This is a genomic window from Geopseudomonas aromaticivorans (assembly GCF_019097855.1).
GTDB lineage: Bacteria > Pseudomonadota > Gammaproteobacteria > Pseudomonadales > Pseudomonadaceae > Geopseudomonas > Geopseudomonas aromaticivorans.
Map to the genome: position 1 here is coordinate 1 of NZ_JAHRGL010000013.1, position 25,640 is coordinate 25,640.

Here is a 25,640-nt window from a genome sequence, read left to right on the forward strand (position 1 = left end):
CCAACCACGAGGAAGACCAGCCCTGCCACCTGAAGCTGGCCGATGCCTCGATCCCGCTGGGCAAGAACCTGCCGCTGTACGACGAGCCGGCGCAGCGCTACTGCCCGGCCGGGGTGTACGAGATCGTCACCCAGGAAAACGGCGAGAAGAAGTTCCAGATCAACGCGCAGAACTGCGTGCACTGCAAGACCTGCGACATCAAGGATCCGGCGCAGAACATCACCTGGGTGACGCCGGAAGGCACCGGCGGGCCGAACTACCCCAACATGTAAGATGAGCGAGTTGCTGTGCGTGTCATCGTGGATGACCCGCGGGCTTCAGACTGTCCTGCGCATGACCAAGCGCTGGCCGCGCGAGTGGCGGTCTGAACGCCTGGGTGACCACTGCGGGTCGACGGGATGGGTGAGCCAACCCACTCACACGTTCGACACGAACGAAGCGGGCACGACGGATATCCAGCGCCTGATGCAGACTGAGCCCGGCTGGGCTTATCGGTACAGGCTCGCGTGCGGGCTGCCGTCGCCATCCCGCGCACCAGGATCTTGCGAGAATGGTTCGAGGGTTTGCCAGGAAAGTCAGACCTTCGAAGGCAAGCAGACCGCTCAAGCAACGAGTATATGCCTACAAAGAGTTAACCAGATGTGTCGAACAGCCCTGGACCTGACCACGGGCATCGGCGCGAGCAACTGTTCGTCGGGCAACAGCGAATAGGCATTCTGCATTTCCGGTAGCTCGTTTGTTTATCGGGATTTATCTTCAAGTTGTTGAAAATTAAAGATTTATTATTTTGGCATGGATGTTGATTTGAAGCTTTGCACGCGCCCTTGGTGGGCGCCCGTCATGCTCGATCAACAGGAATGAATCCATGCGTTTCCAGAACCATCCCGTATCGACCCTGGCCCTTGCGGTCGCCCTGGCTATCCCGCCGCTAGCCGTTGCCGAGGAGGGCTTCATCGAGGACTCCCACCTCAAGCTGGTCAATCGCAACTACTACTTCAGCCAGGATTTTCGCAACGGCGACTTCGCCGTTACGCCCGATGGCAAGCGCCAGAGCCGCCATGCCGAGTGGGCACATGGGGTGATCGCCAACTTCGAGTCCGGCTTCACCCAGGGCACGGTCGGTGTCGGTGCGGATGTGCACGGGCTGTGGGCCGTGAAGCTGGATGGCGGCAACGGCCTGGTGGGCGATGGCCGCGCTATCCCCGGCCTGGTATCGCGCGACAACGACGGCGAGCCGAAGAGCCAGTACGGCAAGGCCGGCGGGGCGATCAAGCTGCGCGCCTTCGACACCGTGCTGCGCTATGGCGATGTGCGACCGAGCAGCCCGGTACTCAACGCCAGCGACATCCGCCTGCTACCGCAGACCCTGCGCGGCACCATATTCAAGAACACCTCCATCGAGGGGCTGACCTTGCAGGGCGGCAAGCTGGAGTCCAGCAGCGACCGCAACGCCAGCAACCATCGCGGCGATCTCGGCACGGTCTACGGTGGCACCTTCAAGGACGCCGACGACGTGACCTACCTCGGCGGCGACTACCGCCTGAACGACGCCCTGAACTTCAAACTGCACACCAGCCAGCTTGACGACATCTGGAACCAGTCGTTCTTCAGCGTGACCCTGGCGCAACCGCTGGGTAACGGACTGACCTTCAAGACCGGCCTCAACTACTACCGCACCCGCGACAGCGGCAGCGCGTTGCTCGGCGAGATCGACAACAACTCGTGGAGCGCCCGCGTCGGCCTCGGCGTCGGCGCCCACGCCTTCACCCTTGCCTACACCCGCATCGACGGCGACACGCCGTTCGACTACGTGTGGAACACCTACGATATCGAGTTGGACAGCGCCTCCCAGGTCTCCGACTTCAACAACCCCAACGAGCGTTCCTGGCAGGCGCGCTACGACTTCGACTTCGTCGGCGTCGGCATCCCCGGTCTGAGCCTGACTGCCCGCTACGTGCGCGGCAGCGACATCGACGGTACCCAGGCGACGGCGCCGCAGTACAGCTATTTCAACGGCACCAGCGATGGCAAGCACTGGGAGCGCAACTTCTGGGTCAACTACGTGGTGCAGAGCGGTCCGGCCAAGGACCTGTCCTTCAACGTGATGCAGGCCACCCACCGCAGCAGCGGCAATCACTACGAGCGTGATGTCGACGAACTGCGGGTGATCGTGCAATACCCGCTGGATCTGCGTTTCCTGTAATCCCTCCAGAACTCCCCGCCGCCCACGTCAAGGAAAAGGGCATCACCGCGCGCGATTGCCGCGCGGAGCAGTAACCGCCGTAGGGTGGGTCGGGCCGCCAGGCCGTAACCCACCATCGGCACCGCAGGTGCCGCCTTCAACTCGGTGGCAGTTGCGCCGCCGTCCGGTATGCCTAGGGGCATCCTTGGCGGGTTACGCCGCGATGCGGCTGACCCGCCCTACACAGCGCATTGCGCGGATGCCGCGTAACCGCAGGTTTCGTGATTCGAATAGAGGGACACCCATGAACACCCAGCTCCAACCCGCCGCCGCTCCCGCCGAGCTGCTGGCCGTCAACGACATCGAGGTGATCTACGACGGCGCCATCCTCGCCGTTGGCGGCGTGTCGCTGCGCGTCGAACAGGGCGGCATCGTCGCCTTGCTCGGCGCCAACGGCGCCGGCAAGAGCACCACCCTCAAGGCCATCTCCGGGCTGGTGCAGGCCGACCGCGCCCAGGTCAGCCGCGGCAGCATCCACTTCCTCGGCGCAGACACCGCCGGGGTGGCGGCCAACGTGCTGGCGCGGCGCGGCATCGTCCACGTCCTGGAAGGCCGCCACGTGTTCGCCCACCTGACCATCGAGGAGAACCTGCGCAGCGGCGGCTTCCTGCGCGGGCCGAGCCGCCGCGAGCTGGAGCAGGAGCTGGAGCGCATCTACGCCTGGTTCCCGCGCCTGAAGACCAAGCGCAAGACCCAGGCCGGGCTGACCTCCGGCGGCGAGCAGCAGATGCTGGCCATCGGCCGCGCGCTGATGACCAAGCCGACATTGGTGCTGCTCGACGAGCCGTCGATGGGTCTGGCGCCGATCATCGTCGAGGAAATCTTCGACATCGTCGCCCAGCTCAACGGGAAGGAGGGCATGAGCTTCCTGGTCGCCGAGCAGAACATCAACGTCGCCCTGCGCCACGCCGACTATGCCTACATCCTGGAGAACGGCCACGTGGTGGGCGAGGGCGCGGCCCAGGAGCTGGCGGCGCGCGAGGATATCCAGCATTTCTACCTGGGAGGCAAGGCGCCGTGAGCCACCCAGCCGCTGGCTCTCACGCCGTGCATGAGGCCAGCGGATCGGCAACTGTCGCTTAGGCAACAGTGATTCCCCGAACTGTTGTCCCGCGAACACCGATTCCGGCGAGAGTCCCCGCAACCCCGGGAAAACCGTCCCCATAGGGCTGGCACGCAATCTGCTGGAGCACTGTACCCGCGCCCTGGGCGCTCCGATTTCTTCAGTACAGGTTTACCGCCATGCCCGCACTTGCCGACGCCGCCTTCGACACCGTCGAGGTCGCCCTTGCCGCCATCGCTCGCGGCGAATTCGTCGTCGTGGTCGACGACACCGACCGTGAAAACGAGGGCGACCTGATCATCGCCGCCGACGCCATCACCCCTGCACAGATGGCCTTCCTGGTCCGCCACAGCAGCGGCCTGGTCTGCGTGGCCTTGCCCGGCGAGCGTCTCGATGCGCTCGAACTGCCGCTGATGGTCAAGGCCAACACCGAGTCGCACCAGACCGCCTTTACCGTCAGCGTCGACTACCTGCACGGCACCAGCACCGGCATCTGTGCCGCCGACCGTGCGCTGACCCTCAACGCCCTGGCCGATCCGGCCTCGCAGCCCGCCGACTTCGCCCGCCCCGGGCATATCTTCCCGCTGCGCGCCAAGGCCGGCGGGGTGATCGAGCGCCCCGGCCACACCGAGGCGGCGCTGGATCTCGCCGTGCTGGCCGGGCGCCGGCCGGCCGGGGTGCTGTGCGAGATCGTCAACGACGACGGCAGCATGGCGCGCCGTCCCGAGCTGCTGGCCTTCGCCCGCCAGCACGGCCTGCCGATCATCACCATCGAGCAGCTGATCGCCTACCGCCGTGCACAAGCCGCGGAGTCGGCGCTGCAACTGCTCGCCGAAACCCGCCTGCCCACCCGTCACGGCGAGTTCCGCCTGCACCTGTACGCCTTCGAGGGCGGCGAATACCCGGTGCTGCTCGCCGGCGAGGCGGCCGGCGAGGGCCTGCTGACCCGCCTGCATTCCGAATGCCTGACCGGCGACGTGCTAGGTTCGCTGCGTTGCGACTGCGGCGAGCAGCTCGACCTGGCCCTGGCGCGCATCGCCCGCGAGGGCCGCGGCGCGCTGGTCTACCTCACCGGCCACGAGGGGCGCGGCATCGGCCTGGCCAACAAGCTGCGCGCCTACGCGCTGCAGGACGCCGGTCTGGACACCGTCGAGGCCAACCAGGCGCTCGGCCTGCCGGTGGACGCCCGCGACTACCGTGCCGCCGCCGCCATCCTCCAGCACCTCGGCGTTGGCTCGGTGCAGCTGCTAAGCAACAACCCGGCCAAGGCCCGTGCCCTGCAGGAGCAGGGCATCGCCGTGCAGCGCCAGCTGGCGCACGAGGTGGCGGCCAATCCGGCCAACCAGCATTATCTGACCACCAAGCGCGACCGTCTGGGCCATCGCCTGCTGCTGCCGCTGGCGGTGCAGCGCCGGGCCTGATAGCTGGTCTATCTCACGCAACGACCTTGAACCCGAGGGACCGACATGTCCGCAACCAACAGCCGTCTGTGGCAACAACGCTACCGTGACCACGCCCCGGAGCAGGGCGCCTTCGCTGCCGACGAGGTCATCGCCACGCTGCTCGAACACCGCAGCGTGCGTGCCTACCTCGACCGCCCGCTGCCCGCCGGCACCCTGGAAACCCTGCTGGCCGCCGCCCAGTCGGCGGCGAGTTCCTCCAACCTGCAGGTGTGGAGCCTGCTGGCCGTCGAGGACCCGCAGCGCAAGGCGCGCCTCGCCGAGCTGGCCAACGGCCAGGCGCACATCCGCCAGGCGCCGCTGTTCCTGGTCTGGCTGGCGGACTTCTCGCGCATCCAGCGCCAGGCCGAGCGTCACGATATCGACCTGCAGGCGCTGCCGTACCTGGACAGCTTCCTGATGGGCGCCATCGATGCGGCGCTGGCCGCGCAGAACGCGGTCACCGCCGCCGAATCCCTGGGCCTGGGCACCGTCTACATCGGCGCGCTGCGCAACAACCTGCAGGCGGTGGTCGACGAGCTGCGCCTGCCGCCGCTGGTCTACCCGGTGTTCGGTCTGTGCGTCGGCTACCCGGACGCGGACAAGCCCGCGCAGGTCAAGCCGCGCCTGCCGCAGAGCCTGATCCTGCACCGCGAGACCTACGCGGTGCACCCGGAGGAACAGCGGCTGATCGACGATTACGACCGTACCCTGATCGAGTTCTACGCCGAGCAGGGCCAGCAGTCGCCGGGCTGGAGCCGCCAGTCGCTGGAGCGCCTGCGCACTGTGGCGATCCTTCACGGCCGCGAGCGGCTGGCCGCGGCGGTCAAGGCCCAGGGCTTCCCGCTGCGCTAGGTGGGTAACGGCGATCCGGGAACCAGGCAAGCGCCGCCGAGCAAGCCCGAGCGGGTGCCGTTCGGCGCGCCGGGCTTGGAAACCACGGGCCGCGACGTGGTTTACTGCGCCAGCCCGCGCGTTCCGCGGGCCCATGGAGAGTCCGCAGATGCTACGTTCCGTACTGCCCGCCGTTCTGTTGCTGGTTGCCGTCCCGCTGTGCGCCGGGCAGGTCGAGCCCCAGCCTCTGTTCGACTTCGTCAGCCCCGCGCCGGCAGTGGCGGTGACCACCCTCAACGCCGAGTTGTCGACGGGCGCCGCCGAAATCACCGCGCAGGGCGAGGCGCTGCGCCGGCTGACCTTCGCGGCGGGCGACACGGCCAGCCTGCGGCTGACACCGCCGACTGGGAGCTGGGACTGGTCGCAGGCCAGCGCCATCAGCCTGCGCCTGCAGAACGCGATGGACTGGGCGCTGACCCTCGATGTGCGGATCGAAAGCGCCGACGGCCAGGCGCTGGTCAGTCACATTGCCCTGCCGGCCGGACCGGCGCAGGAGCTATTGGTGCCGCTGCAGGGCAGCTCGCCGCGCCAGCAGGGCATGCGCGCCGCGCCGCCGATGCCGTGGGAGCACGGCGGCCAGCGTACCCTGCTGGCCACCCGCGTGGACGGCCAGCTCGAACGCGGTCGGGTGGTGGCGGTGACGCTCTCGCTGGATCATCCGAATGCGCCGCAGAGCCTGCTGCTCGGCCAGTTCGGCGTACGCGAAGGAGCGCAGCTCCAGCAAGCGGCCTATGCCGGCCTCGTCGACGGCTACGGTCAGTTCAGCCGCGGCCAGTGGCCCGGCAAGGTCGCCAGCGACGCCCAGCTGCGCGAAGCAGCCGCCGCGGAGCACGAGCAGTTGCAACGCTGGCAGGCCGAGCGCCCGCGCCAGGATCGCTACGGCGGCCTGCTGGGCGGCGAGCCGTTCGCAGCGACGGGCTTCTTCCGCACCGAGAAGCGCGACGGCCGCTGGTACCTGGTCACTCCGGAAGGGCATCCGTTCTATTCGCTGGGTGTGAACACGCTCAGCGCTACGCAGAGCGCGACCTACGTCGAGGGCCGCGAGGCCATGTTCGCCGAGCTGCCGGCGGCCGGCAGTGCGCTGGCCGCCTGGTACGGCAGCGACGACAGCCGGCGCGGCACCGGCGCCAGCCGCGACCTCGGCTTCGCCCACGGGCGCTGGTTCGACTTCTACCGCGCCAACCTGCTGCGCAGCTACGCCGAGCCGCGCTGCAGCAGCGCGGCACCCGCCGGCGCAGCCGGCGCGACGGACTGCAGCGTCTTCGACGACGAGCGTTGGACGACGCACACCCTCGATCGCCTGCAGGCCTGGGGCTTCAACACCATCGGCAACTGGAGCGATGCCGCCCTCGGCGCCGCCCAGCGCATGCCCTACACCCTGCCGCTGCTGATCAGCGGCGACTACGCGGTGGTCAGCACCGGCTTCGACCTGTGGGGCGGCATGCCCGATCCGTTCGATCCGCGCTTCGCCGCCGCCGCCGAGCGTGCCGTGCAGGTCGCCAGCCGCGGCCATCGCGACGATCCCTGGCTGATCGGCTACTTCGCCGACAACGAACTGGCCTGGGTCGGCAGCGGCGATCCGCTGCGCGCACGCTACGCGCTGGCGCTGGGCACCCTGCGCCTCGGCCCGGAGTCGCCGGCCAAGCGCGCCTTCGTCGACCAGTTGCGCGGCAGCTACGCCAGCGCCGAGGCGCTGGCGACGGCCTGGGGCATCGCGTTGACGGACTGGAGCGTGCTGGAGGGGGCCGGCTTCCAGGCGCCGCTGCCGCAAGAGGGCCATCCGGCCATCGAGGCGGACCTGCAGCGCTTCCAGCGCCTGTACGCCGACCGCTATTTCCGCACCGTGGCCGAAGCGCTCGAGGCGCAGGCGCCCAACCACCTGCTGCTCGGCGGGCGGTTCGCCGGCACCACGCCGGAGGCGGTGGCCTCCTGCGCGCAGTATTGCGATGTGCTGAGCTTCAACTTCTACACCCGCGAGCCGCAGCACGGCTACGACTTCGCGGTGCTGCGCGCGCTCGACAAGCCGCTACTGGTCACCGAGTTCCATTTCGGCTCGCGCGACCGCGGGCCGTTCTGGGGCGGCATGCAGGAGGTCTGGACGGAGGAGCAGCGCGGCCCGGCCTACGCGCACTACCTGGAGCAGGCGCTGGCCGAGCCGACCATCGTCGGCCTGCACTGGTTCCAGTACCTGGACCAGCCGGCGACCGGGCGTCTGCTCGACGGCGAGAACGGCCACCTGGGCCTGGTGGCGATCACCGACCGACCCTGGCAGGGCTTCGTCGAGGCGGTGCGCCAGGCCAACCTGGCGGTCGCCGCGCGCCTGCTGCCGGCCGCCGGGGATGAGCCTCGCTGACCCGCGACGAGCTCAGCCGCGCGCCAGCTGCCAGAGCCGCGCGATGTCCGCGGCGCGCTGGCGCAGCAGGGGCGCGGCGCCGGCGAGGGCGTCGGCCAGGCTGATCGGCCCGGGCGCCAGGCTGAAGGCGGCGTCGATGCCGTGGTCATAGAGGCGCTGGTAGCCCGCGCCGAGCATGCCGGCCAGCGCGACCACCGGCACGCCGTGGCGCTTGGCGACGGCCGCCACGCCCATCGGCGTCTTGCCGTGCAGGGTCTGCTCGTCGAGGCGGCCCTCGCCGGTGATCACCAGATCGGCACCGACCACCGCCTGCTCCAGGCCGCTGACCTCGGCGACCAGTTCGATGCCGGGGCGGAAGGTCGCGGCCAGGAAGCTGCGCGCCGCGAAGCCGATGCCGCCGGCCGCGCCGCTGCCGGGCAGGTCGCGGGCGTCGCGGCCCAGCGTCTGCGCGCAGAGGTCGGCGAAATGGCCGAGGGCGGCGTCGAGCTGGTGCACCTGCTGCGGGGTGGCGCCCTTCTGCGGGCCGAACACCTGCGCGGCGCCGCGTGGCCCGCACAGCGGGTTGTCGACGTCGCAGGCCACCTCGAAGTCGACCTCTTGCAGGCGTGGGTCGAGGCCGGACAGGTCGATCAGGGCCAGCCGCGCCAGTTCCGCGCCGCCCGGCTCCAGCGGGCGGCCCGCGGCATCTGCGAAGCGTGCGCCGAGGGCGCGCAGCATGCCGCTGCCGGCGTCGTTGGTGGCGCTGCCGCCGAAGCCGAGGACGATCCGCGCGGCGCCGGCGTCCAGCGCTGCGCGGATCAGCTCGCCGGTGCCGAAAGTGCAGGCGCGCAGCACGTCGCGACGCTCCGCCGGCACCCGATGCAGGCCGCTGGCGGCGGCCATCTCGATCACCGCGCTGCGGCTTGCGGCGATCCAGCCCCAGTGCGCCACCACCGGCTCGCCGAGCGGGCCGCGCACCTGCGTCTCGCGGTACTCTCCGCCGGTCGCCGCGACCAGCGCCGCCACCGTGCCTTCGCCGCCGTCGGCCATCGGCCGGCACAGCAGCTCGGCCTGCGGCCAGACCTCGCGCAGACCGGCGGCGATGGCTTCGGCGACCGCAGCGGCGGACAGGCTTTCTTTGAACGAGTCGGGGGCGATGACGATTTTCATGGCGGATCTACTCTCGGACGATGGGCGCGCGGCGCTGGCGTCATTCTGACCGGCCGGCCCGGGGTGCGCACCTGCCGTCGGTGCCTGGCGCCGAACGAGGCGAGCGGCTCGAAATCGATCTGCGTCCGGGGGTTCAGGCAGAGCGCAGGAGATCGTAAATAGCTTCTGAGGTTCGCGCGGCGCTGCCGCCCATCGATAGGACGCCCATCGCTCAGGGGTGAGGATTCAGCCGCAGCGGAATCCGGCGCTGGCCGAACGTGCCGGCCTGCTGGTCGAAGCGCCCGGCGATGGCGGTGTGGCACTGCGGACAGCGACCCTCGGCGGTCAGCCGGTAGTGCCGGATCTGGTGCCAGTCACGCTCGATCAGAGGCGCGCCGCAGCCCGGACAGAAGGTCGTGCCGCCCTCGGCATCGTGCACATTGCCCTTGTAGACATAGTGCAGCCCCTGCGCGAGGGCGATCTGCCGGGGGCGCCTGAGCGTTGCCGGCGGGGTGCGCGGGGTTTCGAGCATTTTGAAGTCGGGGTGGAAGGCGGTGAAGTGCAGCGGCACATCCGGACCCAGTTCCTTGAATACCCAGGCGCACAGGGCCTCGATCTCCCAATCCGAATCGTTGTAGTCCGGAATCAGCAGGGTGGTGATCTCCGTCCACACGTCGGTCTCGTGATGCAGATAGACCAAGGTATCCAGCACCGGCTGCAGATGCGCGCCGGTGAGCTTGAAATAGAAGTCGTCGGTGAAGGCCTTGAGGTCGACATTCGCCGCGTCCATCACTGCGAAGAATTCGCGGCGCGGTTCAGCGTGTATGTAGCCGGAGGTCACCGCCACCGTGCGGATGCCATGCGCACGACAGGCGATGGCCGTATCGATGGCGTATTCGGCGAAGATCACCGGATCGTTGTAGGTGAAGGCCACGCTGGCGCAGCCCGAATTCTCCGCCGCCAGAGCAATCTGCTGCAGCCTGCTGTACCGAAGGACAGCACCGCCGAGCCGGGGAGGAAGTGGTTGAGCGGCTTCTTCTCGATGGGGTCGATGCAGAAGCCGGAAGAGCGGCCGTAGGTGGTCAGCACCACCTGCTCGCCTTCGCGCATGCGCACGAAGCAGGCGCCACGCTGGCCGTCGTGCAGCTTGCAGTCGCGAGGGCAGAGGTCGCACTGGATTCGGCCATCGGCCAGGCCGTGCCACCAGCGCCCCGGGTAGTGTGCGGACAGGTCATTCATCGCAAGCCTCCCACCGCGTGCCGACGGTCTGCGCGAAGAAGCCTGCCGGTCAGGGCAGGTGCTCCCGCACCTGCGGCAGGAGGGTGCCGCGGGTACGTCGGAATGCTGTCACTATGCCATTGCTGGCGGGGTCGGACAATGTGGGGAACATGCAGGATAAGGCCAGGATATTGTTGCTTGTGAGTCGCCGCTTTTGGGGCAACGCTGGCCTGTCATGACCGGCGGCACTCGACCCAGAGCTGCCGGTTGCGACAGGCGGGAAACGGCCAAAAGCGACTGATATGCTCCGACTGTACTGGCCTCACGGTGAGACTTTGAACTCCATAGGGAAGCAGGGCTTATTCAATTTCTTTTTATCCATATTCCGAATTCAGCTTCGATCTTCCATATTGAAATACCTTGCAACCCTTGCGTGATTGAGGAGTTCCACGCGTCTCTCTAGATTTGTTCTTGCAGCACCGGGCCCCTCTGACAGCTAACCGCTGCCATGTCGGAGTTGCAGTTTGTACAACTTAGACACTTAGAGGAGGGGCTCATGACTGCCCTAGAACCGTTCTTCCTTGCCGAATTTCTCGGCACCGCCATCTGGTTGTGGCTCGTCTTTATCAGCATCGTGATCGGCCTGTTGGTCTTCGACCTCGGGGTGCTACACCGTGAGCATCGAGAAATCGGCGTTCGTGAAAGTCTGCTTCTGTCTGCTGGCTATATCACGGCTGGCTTGCTATTCGGCCTATGGGTCTGGCAGGTCAAGGGCGGTGACGCCGGGATGGATTTCTACACAGGCTTTCTGATCGAGAAATCGCTGTCGATGGACAACGTGTTCTTGATGGCCATGATCTTCAGCTTCCTCGCCATTCCGCGTAAGTACCAGCACGAGGTGCTGTTCTGGGGCATTCTCGGAGTGATCGTGTTGCGCGCGATCATGATTGGCCTTGGAGCGGCGCTGATCGCCGAGTTCAGCTGGATTCTCTATGTGTTCGGCATCTTCCTGCTGCTGACCGGGGTGAAGATGCTGTTCAGCAAGGTCGATGCCCACCCGGACCTTAGTGAAAACCTGCTGGTGAAGTTCCTGCGCAAACACATGCGGGTGACCGAGCGGCTGCATGAAGGGCGCTTCTTTGTCCTTCAGGCGGACGCCAGCGGTAAGTCCGTGGTCTGGGCTACGCCCTTGCTTCTGGCCCTAGTGCTGATCGAGTGTGCCGACCTGGTTTTCGCCGTGGACAGCGTGCCAGCGATCTTCGCAATCACCCAAGACCCCTTCATCGTCTACACCTCGAACATCTTCGCCATCCTTGGCCTGCGTGCGTTGTATTTTGCCCTGGCGGCGATGATTCACCGCTTCGCCTACCTCAAGTACGCCCTGGCACTGGTGCTGGTGTTTATCGGCGGCAAGATCTTCCTGGTCGGCATCATCGGCAAGATTCCGGCGGTCATTTCCCTCAGCGTGACCTTGGGGCTGCTGCTGGGCGGTGTGCTGCTGTCTCTCTGGAAAACCCGCGGCCAGGCCTCTGCTGGCCGGCAGGTGTAGATCCAAACAGGTGGCGGCCGCCAGTCGGCTGCCTCCTATCGAATTGGCAACTCTGAGCAATGGAGGCGGTGATGAACAAAACGCTGAAAATGACGGCCCTGGGGCTGGTACTGGTAGGCCTGGCTGGCTGTGACGCAGCCGAGCAATCGGCGCAGAAACTGACCGAGAAGGCTGAGCAGGCGGTGCAGGACGTAGCCCGCGAAGCAGTCGATGAGACCCTGCAACAACTCAATAAACAGGTGGATCAAGTACAGCAGTCAACCAATAAGTGGCTAGGCAAGCCGCTGGCCGAGGACGCGCAGCAGGACGAGGCGCGGGAAGACCTGCCTGCAGCTAGCGAGCCAGCAGAGCCAGTCGATAAAACGGCTGTTGAAACCTAATTGGCTTCTCAGGGGTGTCATGCTGAGCACCTCACAGCTGGGTGCGTAGTTCTGCTGGCAGGCGCTCTGTAATAAGGCCTGGCCTAAAGCGGGTCGCGCAGTACGCCTTGTTAGTCACTCTGATAGATGTTGCCGATGGGCCAACAGGTTTGGTCTTGGTGCCAGCAGCGCCAGCAGCGCCAGTTGCCCAAGAACTCGACTAGCCTTCGTGACTCCACCTCTCATAAGTTGGAGACGAGCATGGTCAGCAAGAACACGATCTGCCTGTGGTACGACGGCACCGCGGCGGACGCAGCTAAGTTCTACGCCAAGACCTTTCCGGACAGCGCAGTGGGGGCAATCGTTCGCGCGCCCGGCGACTATCCCGCCGGCAAGGAGGGCGATGTCCTGGTGGTCGAGTTCACCGTGCTGGGTATTCCTTGTATGGGCCTCAACGGTGGTCCGGGGATCAAGCACAACGAGGCGTTCTCATTCCAGGTTGCCACCGACGACCAAGCCGAAACCGACCGTCTGTGGAACGCGATCGTTGGCAACGGGGGCCAGGAAAGCGAATGCGGCTGGTGCAAGGACAAGTGGGGGGTGTCGTGGCAGATCACACCACGCGCCCTCACGGACGCGCTGGCCGATCCCGATCGTGCGGCGGCCAAGCGCGCATTCGACGCGATGATGCAGATGAGTAAGATCGACATCGCCGCGATCGAGGCGGCTCGGCGCGGCTGACGCTCAACGGGCGTCAGCTTGCACCCTCCGCGAACGGCCTTATCGACCCGATGCGGTCAGTGGCGACTGGCAAAAATCGGCCAAAAGCAGCCTCGAGCAAAGGGCTGCCTCTGGCCGAAAGCAAACATTTAGAGCACAAAAATCTGCCCCCTTGGCCGACGAACCTAGCCAAGACTCAATACAATTTGCGACCGATTACCCTGAGCCATGAACATGGCTGCATCGAACAAGGAACTTGCCTCCATGGCCTCCCCGGATAAACAGCAAAAACGTGCCCAACAGGCCAAAGCCAAGGCCAAGCAGAACCATTCGGGCAAAGCCAAGGCCAATGTCGTACATCCGCTGCTGGCCAATCCGCTGGTCAACGAGCCATTCGATGATGTCGAAATCGACCTGAGCACCTTCGACTTCAAAGACATCGAAGAGAACGGTTTCGACCCGGCGCACTTCGACGATTTGTTCCAGGCGATGAAAGTCGGCGAGGGCATCAGCCTACTCGCGATGTGCCTGGTGTTCCTGCAGTACCCGGTGTTGGAGCTGGTGGTCGCGGAGGAAACGGAAGACGCTGCCATCGACTTCATGATGGGCCTGTTGATCGTCTATCGTGGGATCTTCCATGATGAAGACGAAGACACGGCCGTGAATTGGATCGGCGGCGACGCCTTCCAGACTGCCTACAACGAAGCGTCGATGATCCTGCAGAAGAAGTACGCGCGCGGCACCTCAAGCAGCCGAGCTTAGCAGCGCGCCGAGCAGCCCTTGCTTCTTGCCGAGCTTGGTGTGCGTCAGGCGCTGCGAGAAGCCTTGCCGCTCCAGCGCTTTCGCCGTGTCTTGCAGGGCACGGCGCAGCGGATGGCCGATCTCCTGCTCAAGCTCTTCGATCACCGCAAAGGTCGCACTCCAGTGCTGGTTCAGCCTGGCCAGCAGCTCCGCGCCGTGGGGGGTGAGTCGGATGCTGCTCTTGCGCCCGACCTTGACACGATGGCGGGAAATCACTCCGTCGTTCTCCATGTGGCCAACCGTCTGGCTGATGGCCCCCTGGGTCAGGTGGGTGCGAGCGGTGATTTCGGTGACGGTCTTGGCGCCCGCCTGGATGGCCCTGAGCACGGGCGTATAGCGCAGGCCCATCTGCCGGTAGTGCTCCTCGGCAGCGTGCTCCACCCGTTCCGAGACGGAGCGGATCGCCGCCTGCGCGGCGGCGATGCGGCTGTCCGGGCGGCGGGGTCGCCGACCGGCAGGGCCTTGGCGATGGCCTGCGGCTTACGCCCTTACAACCACGGATGGCGCGGCGGCTTGATGCCGTTCAGGTAGTAGTTGCCCACCGCGTGGAACTTCCAGCGCACCGGGTCGTGCAGGGTGTGGGTACGCGCGTTGCGCCAGTGGCGGTCGAGGTTGTACTCCTCGAGGGTGGAGCGGGTGCCGACCAGCTCGAACAGCTTGTTGGTCGCCTGGATGGCGACCTCCGTGGTCAGCACCTTGGCTTCGGCGACCAGGATGGAGGCGGCGGCGACGGTGTCCTCGTTGGGGGTGTCGACGGCGATCTGCATCTGGTCGGCGGCCAGGTCGAGCACCGCCTCGGCGGCGCGCAGGCGGATCTGCAGGTCGCCGACCGCCTGGATGCTGTACGGGTCTTCATGGGCGAACTCGAGGCCCGAATCGATCCAGGCGCGGGCGCTGCGACGTACCTGGACGATGGTTTCGGCCAGCGCGCCGCGGGCGATGCCGGCGTCGATGGCGGCCTGCAGGAACTGCGAGAACGGCCCGGCGGCGGTGGGGTTGGCGAAGGCGTTGTACACCGGCACCACGTGCACGGCCGGCACCTTGACGTTGTCGATCAGCACGGTGCCGCTGGCGGTGGTGCGCTGGCCGAAGCCGGACCAGTCGTTGATCACCCGCAGGTTTTCGGTGTCGCGCGGGATGAAGGCCAGGTGCGGGCGCTTCTCGGCGTCCACCGCCACGGTCGGCACCCAGTGGGCGAGCAGCGCGCCGCTGGAATAGAACTTCTGGCCGTTGACGCGAAAGCCGTCGCCTTCCGCCTCGATGCGCGTCTCGAAGTCGGCCACGGTGCGGCTGTGGCGCTCGGAGAAGGCATTGCCGAAGCGCACGCCGTCGAGCACCAGGCCGAAGAAGTGGCGCTTCTGCTCCTCGGTGCCGTCCAGGCGGATGTGGTCGACGATGACCAGGTGGTTCTGCGGCAGCTGGGCCAGCGACGGATCGGCGGCGGCGATGGTCTTGATCACTTCGGCGACGGTGCGATAGCTCACCTCGGCGCCGCCATAGGCCTTGGGCACAGTGATGCCCCACAGGCCGCTCTGCGAGAAGGCATTCAGCTCGGCCACCGGCAGGCGGCGCTCGCGGTCGCGTAGGGCGGCTTCGCGGGCGAAGTCGGCGGCCAGGGCGCGGGCAATCTCGATGGCTTCGGCATCGCTGTGGATGCGGTGGGCCGGCTGCTGCGGCAGCGGTTGCAGGTAGGGGTCGACGACGCGGTCGGCGGTTTGCGATTCGCTCATGATGAAGTTCCTTGCTGGGTTTGCCGGATGGCGTGGGTAAGGGGCGCGCTGGGCGCTCAGAAGCGGTAGCCGAGGTTGACGCTGTACACCGTGGGGTCGACGTCGACGCTGCCGACCGTGACGCCGTTGACCTTCACGGTGCTGTCGATCTTGGCGTAGCGCACGTCGCCGCCGACGGTCCAGTTGTCGTCGATGGCGACGTCCAGGCCGGCCTGGAAGGCGGCGCCCCAGGAGTCGGAAAGTTCCAGATCGGCGCCGTTGTCCAGCTTCTCGTCGAAGAAATAGGTGTAGTTGAGGCCGACGCCGACGAAGGGGCGCAGACGGGCCTGGGGGGCGAAGTGGTACTGCAGCGAGACGATCGGCGGCAGCTGCTTGGTGCTGCCGATCTTGCTGCCGTTGAGCTTGATGTCGTGCTTGAACGGCAGACCACCGAGCACGTCGATGGCCAGGTTGGGGGTGAAGAAGTAGGCCAGGTTGACGGTCGGGCCGGTCGAGCTGTCGATGTCCACTTCGCCCGGCAGGATGCTGCCGGAGTCGGAGGTGGGGACGATCTTGCTGACGCCGATCCGCGCTTGCCAGGGGCTGTCGCCGGCCTGGGCGGTGGCGCTGCCGGCGAGCAGCAGGGCACCAAGGGTGGCGTGGCTGAGCCAGTTCAGAGACATGCGGTATTCCTTGTACGTGCTGTTGTGCGAATGCGGCGCAGGGGCCGCGCTACGGGGCGCTCCACGCGTCCGTACGTCCGGTCGGCAGGGGGTGCACAAGGACAAGAGCAGGCTTCGTGCCATGTTTTTAACTGTTTGTTTCTAAAGGGCTTTTCAGATTATTTGGCTGGCGGAGCTGTATCCCGAAAAACAGCGCTGATGAACTGCTGTTGGCCGCGGAACACCGACTGCAGCAGGGCAGTTGCAGATGCAAAAAGGCCAGCGCAAGCGCTGGCCTCGGGGCAGGGTGGAAGGGACGTTGCTCAGTCGCGCGGGATCGGCGGGCAATGGCTGACGCGGTAGTCGAGCAGCGCCAGATACTGCTCCTCGGCCGCCAGGGCGGACTGTTCAAGGCTGCCGCGCAGCAGCAGGGCGAAACCTTCGCGGCACAGTTGCAGGAGTTTCGACATGGCGGTGCTCCCGGTCACTTGGCGCCGGCCGGGCCGCTGCCGATCTGCCAGACATAGGGCGGTTCGCTGCCGTTGACTTCCCAGTCACCGATGATGCGCTCCTTGTAGATCAGCGGGTTGTGCGAGGCGGCAGTGCGCGCGTTGCGCCAGTGGCGGTCGAGCTGCTTGAGTTCGCTGGTGGCGGAGGCGCCGAGGGCGTTGAACAGGTCGCTGGCGGCGCGCAGGACCAGTTCGGCGATCACCACCTGGGCCTGAGCCGACTCCAGCTCGGCGGCGACGTTGGCGGCGTGCTCGGCCTGGGCGTCATGGCCGAAGTGGCTCTCGTAGGCGCGCTGGGCCGCGCCGGCGGCCCGCACGGCGGCGGCTTCGGCGGCATACACCTGGGCCGAGGCCTTGCCGATCACCTGCAGCACCTGGGCGTCCTGGCTGACCCGCGGGGCGTTGCCGGTGCTGAAGATGCGCGTGCGCTGGCGCACCTCATGGCTGAAGTCGCGCAGGGCGCCGCGGCCGCTGCCGGCCAGCACGGCGAGCAGTACCAGCTGGTACAGCGCGGTCTGGTATTTGAAGCGGCTGGCGAAGTCGATGAGGTTCTCCTCCTCGACCACCGCGTTGTCGAACACCGAGGTGCCGCTGCCGGTGGTGCGCTGGCCGAAGCCGTCCCAGTCGTCGCTGTGGCGCACGCCGCTCTGTCGCGTGCTGACGGCGGCGATCACGTCGGTGCCGTTGTCGTCGCGCTGGGCGTAGACGTCGATCCAGTCGGCGAAGATGCTGCCGGTGCTGTAGTACTTGGTGCCGTTGACCAGCCATTTGCCGTCCTTGCGGCTGACGCGGGTGCCGACTTCGCCGATCTTCACCGCGCCGACCTCGGTCCAGGCGTTGCCGACCAGCTCGCCGGCGACGAAGCGCTGGAACCATTTGTCCTGCGGCGCGCTGGCATGGGCATTGAGGCGGTCCTCGACGAAGGCGACGTGGCCGCGCAGCGCCTGCGGCACGCTGGAGTCGGCCTCCGCCAGTTCGATCAGCAGTTGCACCAGCTGCGGCAGCGAGGCGCCGGCGCCGCCGTATTCCACCGGCACGCGCACGGCGCCGAAGCCGGCTTCCTTCAGCCACTTGATCTGCTCATAGGGCAGGCTGCGGGTGCGCTCGCGTTCGAGGGCGCCTTCGCCGATACGCGCAAAGATAGGTCGGAAGCGCTCGGCCAGGCGTTCGTAGTCGGTGCCGGTGGAGAGGGGCTGCAGCTGTTGCTGGGCGGTCATGGGGTGACTCCTGTAGACGGTTGAAACGAAGCGGTCCGGGCGACCGCGAATCCGTGACAGGGGATATTGCACAGGCCGTGCCGACTGGCTCGAAGCCAGGTTTCATGCGGGCTGCCGCCCGGTGGCGAGGATGGCGCCGTGTTCCGCACGGCGCAACTTGTTGGCCGGCTGTTGCCGAATGAACAGTTGGCCGGCGCCGCTGGCCGTCCGCCGTGAGCGGCTCGCTGGCGTGTCAACTGTTGGCCCGGCAACAGTGGTTCAACAGGTTGCCCGGGCCGCGACAGCGCCGGAAGTTGTCATAGATATTTAACTCATTGATTTTAAAGCATATTTAAGGATGGCACGGTTGCTGCTCTAGGTCTCTTGCGGGTGCCGCTTCGGCGCCCTCGGCAACGAGGCTGAGCGATGAGCAAGAAACTGAAAGTGGTCGCGGTGTCCGGCAGCGTGCAGCAGCCGTCGCGCACCCTGGTGCTGGTCAAGGCGCTGCTGGCGCAACTGGAGCAGGCACTGCCGATCGAGGTACGCCTGATCGAGCTGCGCGAAATCGGTCCGCAGTTCGCCGGGGTGCTCAAGCGCGAGCAGCTGCCGCAGACCGTGCGTGACGACCTGCTGGCCATCGAGAGCGCCGACCTGCTGATCGCCGCCAGCCCGGTCTACCGCGCCTCCTACACCGGCCTGTTCAAGCACCTGTTCGACTTTGTCGATCACCAGGCGCTGGAGGGCGTGCCGGTGCTGCTCGCCGCCACCGGCGGCAGCGACCGCCATGCGCTGGCCATCGACCACCAGCTGCGCCCGCTGTTCGCCTTCTTCCAGGCGCAGACCCTGCCGATCGGCGTGTATGGCGCCGAAACCGATTTCGACAACTACAGCATCGCCAACCCGGCGCTGCACGAACGCATCGCGCTCGCCGTCGAGCGAGCCCTGCCGTCCCTTGCCTTGCGTGCACACCCGGCCCGCCTCGGCGTGGCCTGATCCCAGCCATTCCCTTACTGCCTTCCGATACGGAGAAACAACATGAGCCAGAACGACATCAAATTCGCCTACTGGGTACCCAACGTCAGCGGCGGCCTGGTGGTCAGCAAGATCGAGCAGCGCACCCACTGGGACATCGACTACAACCGCAAGCTGGCGCAGATCGCCGAGAACGCCGGCTTCGAGTACGCGCTGTCGCAGATCCGCTTCACCGCCGGCTATGGCGCCGAATACCAGCACGAGTCGGTGGCCATCAGCCACGCGTTGCTGGCTTCCACCGACAAGCTGCGGGTGATCGCCGCCATCCTGCCCGGCCCGTGGCATCCGGCCGTGCTGGCCAAGCAGATTTCCACCATCTCCCACCTCACCAATGGCCGGATCGCGGTGAACATCGTCTCCGGCTGGTTCCGCGGCGAATTCACCGCCATCGGCGAGCAGTGGCTGGAGCACGACGAGCGCTATCGTCGTTCGGAAGAGTTCATCGACGTGCTCAGGGGCATCTGGACCCAGGACGACTTCACCTACAAGGGCGACTTCTACCGCTTCCACAACTACAGCCTGAAGCCCAAGCCGCTGCAGACTCCGGAGATCTTCCAGGGCGGCAGCTCGCGCGCCGCGCGCGACATGGCTTCGCGTGCTTCCGACTGGTACTTCACCAACGGCAACACCGTCGAGGGCATCAAGGCCCAGGTCGACGACATCCGCGCCAAGGCCGCCGCCAACAACCATCAGGTCAAGGTCGGCGTGAACGCCTTCATCATCGCCCGCGACACCGAGGAAGAGGCCAAGGCAGTGCTGGCCGAGATCATCGCCAAGGCCGACTTCGATGCGGTCAACGCCTTCGGTCATGAGGTCAAGCAGGCCGGCGCGGCCAGTCCGGAAGGCGACGGCAACTGGGCCAAGTCCACCTTCGAGGACCTGGTGCAGTACAACGACGGCTTCAAGACCAACCTGATCGGCACCCCGCAGCAGATCGCCGAGCGCATCGTCGCCCTCAAGGATGTCGGCGTTGACCTGATCCTCAGCGGTTTCCTGCACTTCCAGGAAGAAGTCGCCTACTTCGGCGAGAAGGTGCTGCCGCTGGTGCGCGAGCTGGAAGCCCAGCGCGCCGCTGCGAAAGCCGCGGCGTAAGGGGCAGGCCATGGTTCGGTTCGCGGACAGCGGGACGAGCAGCCCCGCCACCCTGCCCGAGTGGCTGCAGCAGCAGGCGCGCCAGCAGGGCGTGGGCATCGCCCTGCGCCACAAGCGCCTGGGCGTCTGGCAGGTGCGCAGCTGGGCGCAGGTCGCCGCCGAGGTGATCGCCTTGGCCGGCGCCCTGCAGGTGCGCGGCTTCGCCGAAGGCGCGACCCTGGCGATCCTCAGCCGGCCGCGTCCCGAGGCGCTGCTGGCGGCGCTGGCCGCGCAGTGGCTGGGCGGGGTGGCGGCACTGTTCGATCCGCTGGAGGCGGCGGGCGATCAGCTCGAGCTGCTGCGCGAACTGCAACCGGAGTTCGTCTTCGCCGAGGGCCTGGAGGAGCTGCAGCGCCTCAAGGCCGCGGCGCTGGCGCCGCGCCTGGCGTTCTACGCCGACGGCCGCGGGATGGAAGAGGGCGAGGGCGGGGCGCAGGCCTATGCCCGCCTGCTCGCCGAGGACGCGGCGGTGCCAGCGCAGCCGCAGGCGCATGCCGAGCGCAGCGCTTTCGCCTTCTACCGGCGCGGCGCCGACGGCGGCCGCGAGCAGCAGCGCATCAGCCATGCCGAACTGCTGCAGGAAGGCCAGCGGCTGGTGCGCGTCGAGCAGCTCGATGCCGACGAGGAAGCCCTTGCGGCGCGCGCCTTCGCCGCCGGTGGCCAGGCGCGCTACCTGCTGGCGCCCTGGCTGATCGCGGGCTTTCGCCTGAACTTCCCGGAGAACCTGGCCACCCGCGACAACGACCGCCGCGAGCTGGGACCGACCCTGGTGGCCGGCACCCGCGAGACCTACGGGCGGCTCTACGAGCTGGCGCTGGCTCGCCTGCCGCAACCGGGCACGCTGCAGCGCCGGCTGGTGGACTGGGCGCTGGCGCGCCGTTCCGGCCTGCTGCGCCGCACCCTCGGTCACGCGCTGGTGCGCCGGCCGCTGCGCGACGTGCTGGGCTTCTCGCGCACCCACGCGCCGCTTTTGGTCGGTGAGCCGCTGGCCGAGGAGGCGCAGCAGTTCTTTGCCGAGCTGGGCATCGCGGTGCGCACCTGGCCCGATCCGGCGCAATGGCACAGCACGCCGAGCCGGCCGATCCGGGCCGTCAGCGGCTGGATCGACGACGGCGCCCAACCGGCCTGACGAGGAGAAAACCCCATGTCGCAACCACTGCTCGAGCTGGAAAACATTTCCCTGTCGTTCAAGGGCGTCAAGGCGATCAGCGATATCGGCTTCGCCGTGGCCCCGGGCGAGATCTGCGCGCTGATCGGCCCCAACGGCGCGGGCAAGAGTTCGCTTTTGAACATAATCAATGGTGTATATCGGCCGCAGTCCGGCCTGATTCGTTTCGACCGGGTCGAACAGGCGCGCATGCGCCCGCACGCCGCCGCCGAGCTGGGCATCGCCCGCACCTTCCAGAACATCGCGTTGTTCAAGGGCATGAGCGTGCTCGACAACGTGCTCACCGGGCGCAACCTCAAGCGCCGCAGCAGCTGGCTCGAGCAGGCGCTGCGCGTCGGCCGGGCGAGCCGCGAAGACGACCGCCAGCGCGCGGCGGCCGAGCGGGTGATCGAGTTCCTGCGCATCCAGCCGTGGCGCGACGCCATCGTCGGCCGGCTGCCCTACGGCCTGCAGAAGCGTGTGGAACTGGCCCGTGCGCTGGCCGCCGAGCCGCGCCTGCTGCTGCTCGACGAGCCGATGGCGGGGATGAATGCCGAGGAGAAGGCCGAGATGAGCCGCTTCATCGTCGAGGTCAACCGCGAGTTCGGCACCACGGTGGTGCTGATCGAGCACGACATCGGCGTGGTGATGGGCATTTCCGACCACGTGGTGGTGCTCGACTACGGCCGCAAGATCGGCGACGGCCCTCCGGCCGAAGTGCGCCGCAATCCCGAGGTGATCGCCGCCTACCTGGGCACGCGGCACTAGGGAAGTAGGGTGGGAAACTCGCGCAGCGATTTCCCACGGGGTGGCCATCCACGGGGTGGCCATCCACCACCACGGTGGGCAAGGCTGCGCCGTTGCCCACCCGACAAGACCCGCAATCGACAACGACCGCCTGCATGCAGGCGGCCAGGGGCGGCTTGCGCCCGCAACCGGCAGGAATCGCAACATGGAATTCTTCTTCGAAGTGCTGATCGGCGGGCTGCTGGCGGGGGTGATGTACTCGCTGGTCGCCATCGGCTTCGTGCTGATCTACAAGGCCTCGGGCGTGTTCAACTTCGCCCAGGGCGCGATGGTGCTGTTCGCCGCGCTGACCTTCGTCAGTTTGCAGGAGCGCGGCGTGCCGTTCTGGCTGGCCTTCCTCATCACCCTGGCGGCGATGGTGGTGCTGGCGCTGCTGATCGAGCGCGCGGTGCTGCGCCCGCTGGTCAACCGCTCGCCGATCACCCTGTTCATGGCCACCCTCGGCCTGTCCTACATGATCGAGGGCTTCGCCCAGGCGCTGTGGGGCGCGCAGGTGCACGGCCTGGAGCTAGGCATCAGCGACGCGCCGCTGGAGGTCGGCGGCCTGCTGCTGTCGCAGTTCGACCTGTTCGCCGCCGGCACCGCCGCCGCGCTGGTGGCGCTGCTCTCGCTGCTGTTCAGCAAGACCCGCATCGGCCTGTCGCTGCGCGCGGTGGCCGACGACCCGCTGGCCGCGCTGGCGGTGGGTATTCGCCTGCAGCGCATCTGGGCGGTGGTGTGGGCGGTGGCCGGCTTCGTCGGCCTGGTCGCCGGGCTGTTGTGGGGCGCGCGCCTCGGCGTGCAGTTCTCGCTGTCCCTGGTGGTGCTCAAGGCGCTGCCGGTGCTGATCATCGGCGGCTTCACCTCGATCGGCGGCGCCATCGTCGGCGGGCTGATCGTCGGCGCCGCGGAAAAGCTCGCCGAGGTCTATCTCGGCCCCTTCGTCGGCGGCGGCATCGAGAACTGGTTCCCCTATGTGCTGGCCATGCTGTTCCTGCTGGTGCGTCCGGCTGGGCTGTTCGGCGAGCGCGCCATCGAGCGCGTCTAAGGAGATCGCACCATGCTCTATCAACAAGCCGGCCAGTTCAGCACCCGTTATGCCGACGACCGCCGCCTGTTCCGCCTGCGCCAGGACCGCCTCGGCCTGGCCCTGCTGCTGGCCTTCGCCTTCGGCGCGGTGCCGTTTCTCGGCAACGACTACTGGTTCAGCGCCATCCTGATTCCGTTCCTGGTGCTGTCGCTGGCCGGGTTGGGGCTGAACCTGCTGACCGGCTATGCCGGCCAGTTGTCGCTCGGTTCGGCGGCGTTCATGGCGGTGGGCGCCTTCGCTGCCTACAACTTCGAACTGCGCGTGCCGGGCCTACCGCTGCTGGCCAGCCTCGTGCTCGGCGGCGTGGTCGCCGGGCTGGTGGCGCTGCTGTTCGGCCTGCCCAGCCTGCGCATCAAGGGCTTCTACCTGATCGTCTCGACCCTGGCGGCGCAGTTCTTCGTGCAGTGGGCGCTGACCAAGTTCGGCTGGTTCTCCAACGACAACGCCTCGGGGGTGATCAGCGCGCCGAAGCTGGAGATCCTCGGCGCCGACTTCGCCTCGCCGGCCGGGCGCTACCTGCTGACCCTCGGCGTGGTGGTGGCGCTGTTCTGGCTGGGCCACAACCTGGTGCGCAGCGAGCTGGGGCGCAACTGGATGGCGGTGCGCGACATGGACACCGCCGCCGCGGTGATCGGCATCCCGCTGGCGAAGACCAAGCTGCTGGCCTTCGCCATCAGCGGCTTCTTCCTCGGCGTCGCCGGCTCGCTGTGGGCCTTCACCTACCTGGGCACCGTGGAGCCGCACGGCTTCGATCTCAACCGCTCGTTCCAGGTGCTGTTCATCATCATCATCGGCGGCCTGGGGAGCATCCTCGGCAACTTCCTCGGCGCCGCCTTCATCGTGCTGTTCCCGCTGCTGCTGTCGAACCTCGCCGGCCTGCTGCCGGCCGGGCTGATCGACGCCGGGCAGCTGGAGAACCTGCAGAAGATGGTGTTCGGCGCGCTGATCATCGCCTTCCTGATCAAGGAACCCGAGGGGCTCGCGCGCCTCTGGCAACGCCTGCGCGAGCGCGCCCGAGTGTGGCCGCTGCGCTACTGAGCCCTCAGGGAAATGCTGAAAAGTCGTCATTCCCGCGCAGGCGGGAATCCAGAGGGTCCGTAGCACCAGGGCTCCCGCCTACGCGGGAGCGGCGACAAGTGGCATTTCAGGGCTTCCCTAGAACTTCCAAGCACTACCGGACGCCGGTCCGGCCCCCGACTTCCCTCATTTCGACAAGGATAATCACGATGTTCAAACGCAGTTTCGTCGCCAGCCTGGCGCTGGCCGTCAGCCTGGGCAGCGCGGCGCTCAGTGCTCACGCCGAGAGCGAACAATACTTCCCGCTGCAGAGCTACCGGGTCGGCCCCTACGCTGCCGGCGGCACCGGCTTCTTCGGCGGCTTCATCGACTACCTCAAGTACGTCAACGCCAACGGCGGGGTCAACGGCGTCAAGCTGACCTGGAGCGAGTGCGAGACCGAGTACGTGGTGGAGAAGGGCGTGGAGTGCTACGAGCGCCTGAAGGGCGGCCTCAACGGCGCCCCGGCGGCGGCCACCAACCCGCTGTCGGTAGGCATCGCCTACGCCACCCTGGATCGCTCCACCGCCGACAAGCTGCCGCTGATCACCATCAACCACGGCCGCACCGACTCCACCGACGGCAGCGTGTTCCCCTACGCCTTCCCGCTGCAGCTGAACCCGTATTCCGAGGTGTCGGCCATCGTCAACTACATCGGCCAGCAGGCCGGCGGCCTCGACAAGCTCAAGGGCCAGAAGATCGTCACCCTGTACCACGGCTCGCCCTACGGCAAGGAAACCAACGAGGTTCTCAAGACCCTGGCCGACAAGTACGGCTTCGCGCTGACCCTGCTGGAAGTGCCGCACCCGGGCAACGAGCAGCAGTCGCAGTGGCTGAACATCCGCCGCGAGAAGCCGGACTGGGTGATCCTGCGCGGCTGGGGCGTGATGAACCCGGTGGCGCTGAAGACCGCGCAGAAGGTCGGCTTCCCGGCCAACCGCATCATCGGCAACATCTGGAGCAACTCCGAGGATGACGCCGCCCCGGCCGGCGCCGCCGCCAAGGGCTTCATCGCCATCACCACCCACCCGTCCGGCACCGAGTTCCCGGTGCTGCAGGGCATCAAGCAGGAGGTGGTCGACAAGGGCCAGGGCGACCTGTCCGATCCGAAACGCTTCGGCAACGTCTACTACAACCTCGGCGTGGTCAACGGCATCCTCAACGTCGAGGCGGTGCGCATCGCCCAGGCTAAGTTCGGCCAGCAGCCGCTGACCGGCGAGCAGGTGCGCTGGGGCTTCGAGAACTTCAAGCTGGATGACGCTCGCCTCAAGGAACTGGGCGCTCTCGGCCTGGTGCAGCCGCTGCAGCTGTCCTGCTCCGACCACGAAGGCGGTGGCGCGGTGCGCTTCCAGCAGTGGGACGGCGCGAAGTGGAACCTGATCAGCGACTGGGTGCAGGCCGACCGCGCCCTGCTGCGGCCGATCATCGAGGCGTCCTCGCACAAGTACGCCGCCGAGAAGGGCATCACCCCGCGCGACTGCAGCAAGGAAGGCTGAGCTGGGCGCTGATCGACAGCCGGGGCGCGCGAGCGTCCCGGCTGGGCTGGCCCGCGGCGC

25 protein-coding genes are annotated in these 25,640 nt (G+C 67.2%); 17 read left to right on the forward strand and 8 right to left on the reverse strand.

Annotation, left to right across the window (positions count from 1 at the left end):
- From KRX52_RS05205 to KRX52_RS05230, 6 genes are all read left to right on the forward strand, one after another.
- Positions 1–272: 4Fe-4S dicluster domain-containing protein (locus tag KRX52_RS05205; RefSeq protein ID WP_217680108.1), on the forward strand; the 272-nt coding region annotated here is incomplete at its 5' end.
- Positions 273–865: 593 nt separating this feature from the next.
- Positions 866–2,203, forward strand: a complete 1,338-nt coding sequence (locus KRX52_RS05210; protein WP_217680109.1) for an OprD family porin — start codon at positions 866–868, stop codon at positions 2,201–2,203.
- A gap of 283 nt (positions 2,204–2,486) precedes the next feature.
- Positions 2,487–3,263: an ABC transporter ATP-binding protein gene (locus KRX52_RS05215; RefSeq protein ID WP_217680110.1), complete on the forward strand. Its 777-nt coding sequence runs from the start codon at positions 2,487–2,489 to the stop codon at positions 3,261–3,263.
- 221 nt (positions 3,264–3,484) lie between these two features.
- On the forward strand, positions 3,485–4,726 hold the full coding sequence (locus tag KRX52_RS05220) for a bifunctional 3,4-dihydroxy-2-butanone-4-phosphate synthase/GTP cyclohydrolase II (protein ID WP_217680111.1): 1,242 nt from the start codon (positions 3,485–3,487) through the stop codon (positions 4,724–4,726).
- A 45-nt stretch (positions 4,727–4,771) separates the two neighbouring features.
- A complete protein-coding gene (locus KRX52_RS05225; RefSeq protein WP_217680112.1) occupies positions 4,772–5,599 on the forward strand; it encodes an NADPH-dependent oxidoreductase in 828 nt (275 codons plus the stop codon).
- A gap of 148 nt (positions 5,600–5,747) precedes the next feature.
- Positions 5,748–7,991, forward strand: a complete 2,244-nt coding sequence (locus KRX52_RS05230) for a beta-agarase (protein WP_217680113.1) — start codon at positions 5,748–5,750, stop codon at positions 7,989–7,991.
- A gap of 12 nt (positions 7,992–8,003) precedes the next feature.
- Here KRX52_RS05230 and KRX52_RS05235 read toward each other — a convergent pair whose 3' ends face one another.
- The 3 genes from KRX52_RS05235 to KRX52_RS20640 form a co-directional block, all read right to left on the reverse strand.
- Positions 8,004–9,140 carry a glycerate kinase gene (locus KRX52_RS05235; RefSeq protein ID WP_217680114.1) on the reverse strand — a complete coding sequence of 379 codons (1,137 nt, stop codon included), beginning with the start codon at positions 9,138–9,140 and terminating at the stop codon, positions 8,004–8,006.
- Between the two features lie 211 nt (positions 9,141–9,351).
- Complete coding sequence (gene amrS / locus KRX52_RS05240; RefSeq protein ID WP_367890522.1) at positions 9,352–10,053, reverse strand: AmmeMemoRadiSam system radical SAM enzyme; 702 nt, start codon at positions 10,051–10,053, stop codon at positions 9,352–9,354.
- Positions 10,026–10,358: a hypothetical protein gene (locus KRX52_RS20640; RefSeq protein ID WP_254797427.1), complete on the reverse strand. Its 333-nt coding sequence runs from the start codon at positions 10,356–10,358 to the stop codon at positions 10,026–10,028. The genes amrS and KRX52_RS20640 overlap by 28 nt, the downstream gene beginning before the upstream one ends.
- Positions 10,359–10,893: 535 nt before the next feature.
- On the opposite strand from KRX52_RS20640, the gene KRX52_RS05245 reads away from it, so the two are divergent.
- From KRX52_RS05245 to KRX52_RS05260, 4 genes are all read left to right on the forward strand, one after another.
- Positions 10,894–11,886, forward strand: coding sequence for a TerC family protein (locus tag KRX52_RS05245; protein ID WP_217680116.1), 993 nt, complete (start codon positions 10,894–10,896; stop codon positions 11,884–11,886).
- A 71-nt stretch (positions 11,887–11,957) separates the two neighbouring features.
- Positions 11,958–12,266 carry a hypothetical protein gene (locus tag KRX52_RS05250; RefSeq protein WP_217680117.1) on the forward strand — a complete coding sequence of 103 codons (309 nt, stop codon included), beginning with the start codon at positions 11,958–11,960 and terminating at the stop codon, positions 12,264–12,266.
- A gap of 240 nt (positions 12,267–12,506) precedes the next feature.
- The gene (locus tag KRX52_RS05255) at positions 12,507–12,986 is read left to right on the forward strand and encodes a VOC family protein (protein ID WP_217680118.1); all 480 of its coding nucleotides are present in this window, start codon (positions 12,507–12,509) and stop codon (positions 12,984–12,986) included.
- Between the two features lie 243 nt (positions 12,987–13,229).
- On the forward strand, positions 13,230–13,727 hold the full coding sequence (locus KRX52_RS05260; RefSeq protein WP_217680262.1) for a hypothetical protein: 498 nt from the start codon (positions 13,230–13,232) through the stop codon (positions 13,725–13,727).
- On the opposite strand, the gene KRX52_RS05265 is transcribed toward KRX52_RS05260, so the two are convergent.
- The 5 genes from KRX52_RS05265 to KRX52_RS05285 form a co-directional block, all read right to left on the reverse strand.
- A complete protein-coding gene (locus KRX52_RS05265; RefSeq protein WP_254797413.1) occupies positions 13,710–14,114 on the reverse strand; it encodes a MarR family winged helix-turn-helix transcriptional regulator in 405 nt (134 codons plus the stop codon). The two genes, KRX52_RS05260 and KRX52_RS05265, sit on opposite strands and share 18 nt — an antisense overlap.
- Before the next feature lie 140 nt (positions 14,115–14,254).
- Positions 14,255–15,496, reverse strand: coding sequence for an SfnB family sulfur acquisition oxidoreductase (locus KRX52_RS05270; RefSeq protein ID WP_217680119.1), 1,242 nt, complete (start codon positions 15,494–15,496; stop codon positions 14,255–14,257).
- A 56-nt stretch (positions 15,497–15,552) separates the two neighbouring features.
- Positions 15,553–16,158, reverse strand: coding sequence for an OmpW/AlkL family protein (locus KRX52_RS05275; protein ID WP_217680120.1), 606 nt, complete (start codon positions 16,156–16,158; stop codon positions 15,553–15,555).
- Between the two features lie 302 nt (positions 16,159–16,460).
- Positions 16,461–16,607, reverse strand: coding sequence for a hypothetical protein (locus tag KRX52_RS05280; protein WP_217680121.1), 147 nt, complete (start codon positions 16,605–16,607; stop codon positions 16,461–16,463).
- Between the two features lie 14 nt (positions 16,608–16,621).
- Positions 16,622–17,863 carry an acyl-CoA dehydrogenase family protein gene (locus KRX52_RS05285; protein WP_217680122.1) on the reverse strand — a complete coding sequence of 414 codons (1,242 nt, stop codon included), beginning with the start codon at positions 17,861–17,863 and terminating at the stop codon, positions 16,622–16,624.
- Positions 17,864–18,268: 405 nt separating this feature from the next.
- On the opposite strand from KRX52_RS05285, the gene msuE reads away from it, so the two are divergent.
- The 7 genes from msuE to KRX52_RS05320 all read left to right on the forward strand — a co-directional run bounded on the left by msuE (position 18,269) and on the right by KRX52_RS05320 (position 25,580).
- Positions 18,269–18,835, forward strand: coding sequence for an FMN reductase (msuE, locus tag KRX52_RS05290; protein WP_217680123.1), 567 nt, complete (start codon positions 18,269–18,271; stop codon positions 18,833–18,835).
- A gap of 42 nt (positions 18,836–18,877) precedes the next feature.
- The gene (sfnG, locus tag KRX52_RS05295) at positions 18,878–19,966 is read left to right on the forward strand and encodes a dimethylsulfone monooxygenase SfnG (RefSeq protein WP_217680124.1); all 1,089 of its coding nucleotides are present in this window, start codon (positions 18,878–18,880) and stop codon (positions 19,964–19,966) included.
- Positions 19,967–19,976: 10 nt separating this feature from the next.
- On the forward strand, positions 19,977–21,134 hold the full coding sequence (locus KRX52_RS05300) for an AMP-binding protein (RefSeq protein ID WP_217680125.1): 1,158 nt from the start codon (positions 19,977–19,979) through the stop codon (positions 21,132–21,134).
- Between the two features lie 15 nt (positions 21,135–21,149).
- Positions 21,150–21,920, forward strand: a complete 771-nt coding sequence (locus KRX52_RS05305) for an ABC transporter ATP-binding protein (protein WP_217680126.1) — start codon at positions 21,150–21,152, stop codon at positions 21,918–21,920.
- A 184-nt stretch (positions 21,921–22,104) separates the two neighbouring features.
- On the forward strand, positions 22,105–22,986 hold the full coding sequence (locus KRX52_RS05310) for a branched-chain amino acid ABC transporter permease (RefSeq protein WP_217680127.1): 882 nt from the start codon (positions 22,105–22,107) through the stop codon (positions 22,984–22,986).
- Positions 22,987–22,998: 12 nt separating this feature from the next.
- Positions 22,999–24,066 carry a branched-chain amino acid ABC transporter permease gene (locus KRX52_RS05315; protein WP_217680128.1) on the forward strand — a complete coding sequence of 356 codons (1,068 nt, stop codon included), beginning with the start codon at positions 22,999–23,001 and terminating at the stop codon, positions 24,064–24,066.
- 188 nt (positions 24,067–24,254) lie between these two features.
- Positions 24,255–25,580 (forward strand): ABC transporter substrate-binding protein, encoded by a 1,326-nt coding sequence (locus tag KRX52_RS05320; protein ID WP_217680129.1) that lies wholly within the window; start codon positions 24,255–24,257, stop codon positions 25,578–25,580.
- Positions 25,581–25,640 lie beyond the last annotated feature (60 nt).

What these genes read in the sequence shown, in the direction of transcription:
- KRX52_RS05210 (WP_217680109.1), top strand. Translation starts at nt 866, where the DNA reads ATGCGTTTCCAGAACCATCCCGTATCGACCCTGGCCCTTGCGGTCGCC.
- KRX52_RS05215 (WP_217680110.1), top strand. Translation starts at nt 2,487, where the DNA reads ATGAACACCCAGCTCCAACCCGCCGCCGCTCCCGCCGAGCTGCTGGCC.
- KRX52_RS05220 (WP_217680111.1), top strand. Translation starts at nt 3,485, where the DNA reads ATGCCCGCACTTGCCGACGCCGCCTTCGACACCGTCGAGGTCGCCCTT.
- KRX52_RS05225 (WP_217680112.1), top strand. Translation starts at nt 4,772, where the DNA reads ATGTCCGCAACCAACAGCCGTCTGTGGCAACAACGCTACCGTGACCAC.
- KRX52_RS05230 (WP_217680113.1), top strand. Translation starts at nt 5,748, where the DNA reads ATGCTACGTTCCGTACTGCCCGCCGTTCTGTTGCTGGTTGCCGTCCCG.
- KRX52_RS05235 (WP_217680114.1), bottom strand. Translation starts at nt 9,140, where the DNA reads ATGAAAATCGTCATCGCCCCCGACTCGTTCAAAGAAAGCCTGTCCGCC.
- KRX52_RS20640 (WP_254797427.1), bottom strand. Translation starts at nt 10,358, where the DNA reads ATGAATGACCTGTCCGCACACTACCCGGGGCGCTGGTGGCACGGCCTG.
- KRX52_RS05245 (WP_217680116.1), top strand. Translation starts at nt 10,894, where the DNA reads ATGACTGCCCTAGAACCGTTCTTCCTTGCCGAATTTCTCGGCACCGCC.
- KRX52_RS05250 (WP_217680117.1), top strand. Translation starts at nt 11,958, where the DNA reads ATGAACAAAACGCTGAAAATGACGGCCCTGGGGCTGGTACTGGTAGGC.
- KRX52_RS05255 (WP_217680118.1), top strand. Translation starts at nt 12,507, where the DNA reads ATGGTCAGCAAGAACACGATCTGCCTGTGGTACGACGGCACCGCGGCG.
- KRX52_RS05260 (WP_217680262.1), top strand. Translation starts at nt 13,230, where the DNA reads ATGGCCTCCCCGGATAAACAGCAAAAACGTGCCCAACAGGCCAAAGCC.
- KRX52_RS05265 (WP_254797413.1), bottom strand. Translation starts at nt 14,114, where the DNA reads ATGGGCCTGCGCTATACGCCCGTGCTCAGGGCCATCCAGGCGGGCGCC.
- KRX52_RS05270 (WP_217680119.1), bottom strand. Translation starts at nt 15,496, where the DNA reads ATGAGCGAATCGCAAACCGCCGACCGCGTCGTCGACCCCTACCTGCAA.
- KRX52_RS05275 (WP_217680120.1), bottom strand. Translation starts at nt 16,158, where the DNA reads ATGTCTCTGAACTGGCTCAGCCACGCCACCCTTGGTGCCCTGCTGCTC.
- KRX52_RS05280 (WP_217680121.1), bottom strand. Translation starts at nt 16,607, where the DNA reads ATGTCGAAACTCCTGCAACTGTGCCGCGAAGGTTTCGCCCTGCTGCTG.
- KRX52_RS05285 (WP_217680122.1), bottom strand. Translation starts at nt 17,863, where the DNA reads ATGACCGCCCAGCAACAGCTGCAGCCCCTCTCCACCGGCACCGACTAC.
- msuE (WP_217680123.1), top strand. Translation starts at nt 18,269, where the DNA reads ATGAGCAAGAAACTGAAAGTGGTCGCGGTGTCCGGCAGCGTGCAGCAG.
- sfnG (WP_217680124.1), top strand. Translation starts at nt 18,878, where the DNA reads ATGAGCCAGAACGACATCAAATTCGCCTACTGGGTACCCAACGTCAGC.
- KRX52_RS05300 (WP_217680125.1), top strand. Translation starts at nt 19,977, where the DNA reads ATGGTTCGGTTCGCGGACAGCGGGACGAGCAGCCCCGCCACCCTGCCC.
- KRX52_RS05305 (WP_217680126.1), top strand. Translation starts at nt 21,150, where the DNA reads ATGTCGCAACCACTGCTCGAGCTGGAAAACATTTCCCTGTCGTTCAAG.
- KRX52_RS05310 (WP_217680127.1), top strand. Translation starts at nt 22,105, where the DNA reads ATGGAATTCTTCTTCGAAGTGCTGATCGGCGGGCTGCTGGCGGGGGTG.
- KRX52_RS05315 (WP_217680128.1), top strand. Translation starts at nt 22,999, where the DNA reads ATGCTCTATCAACAAGCCGGCCAGTTCAGCACCCGTTATGCCGACGAC.
- KRX52_RS05320 (WP_217680129.1), top strand. Translation starts at nt 24,255, where the DNA reads ATGTTCAAACGCAGTTTCGTCGCCAGCCTGGCGCTGGCCGTCAGCCTG.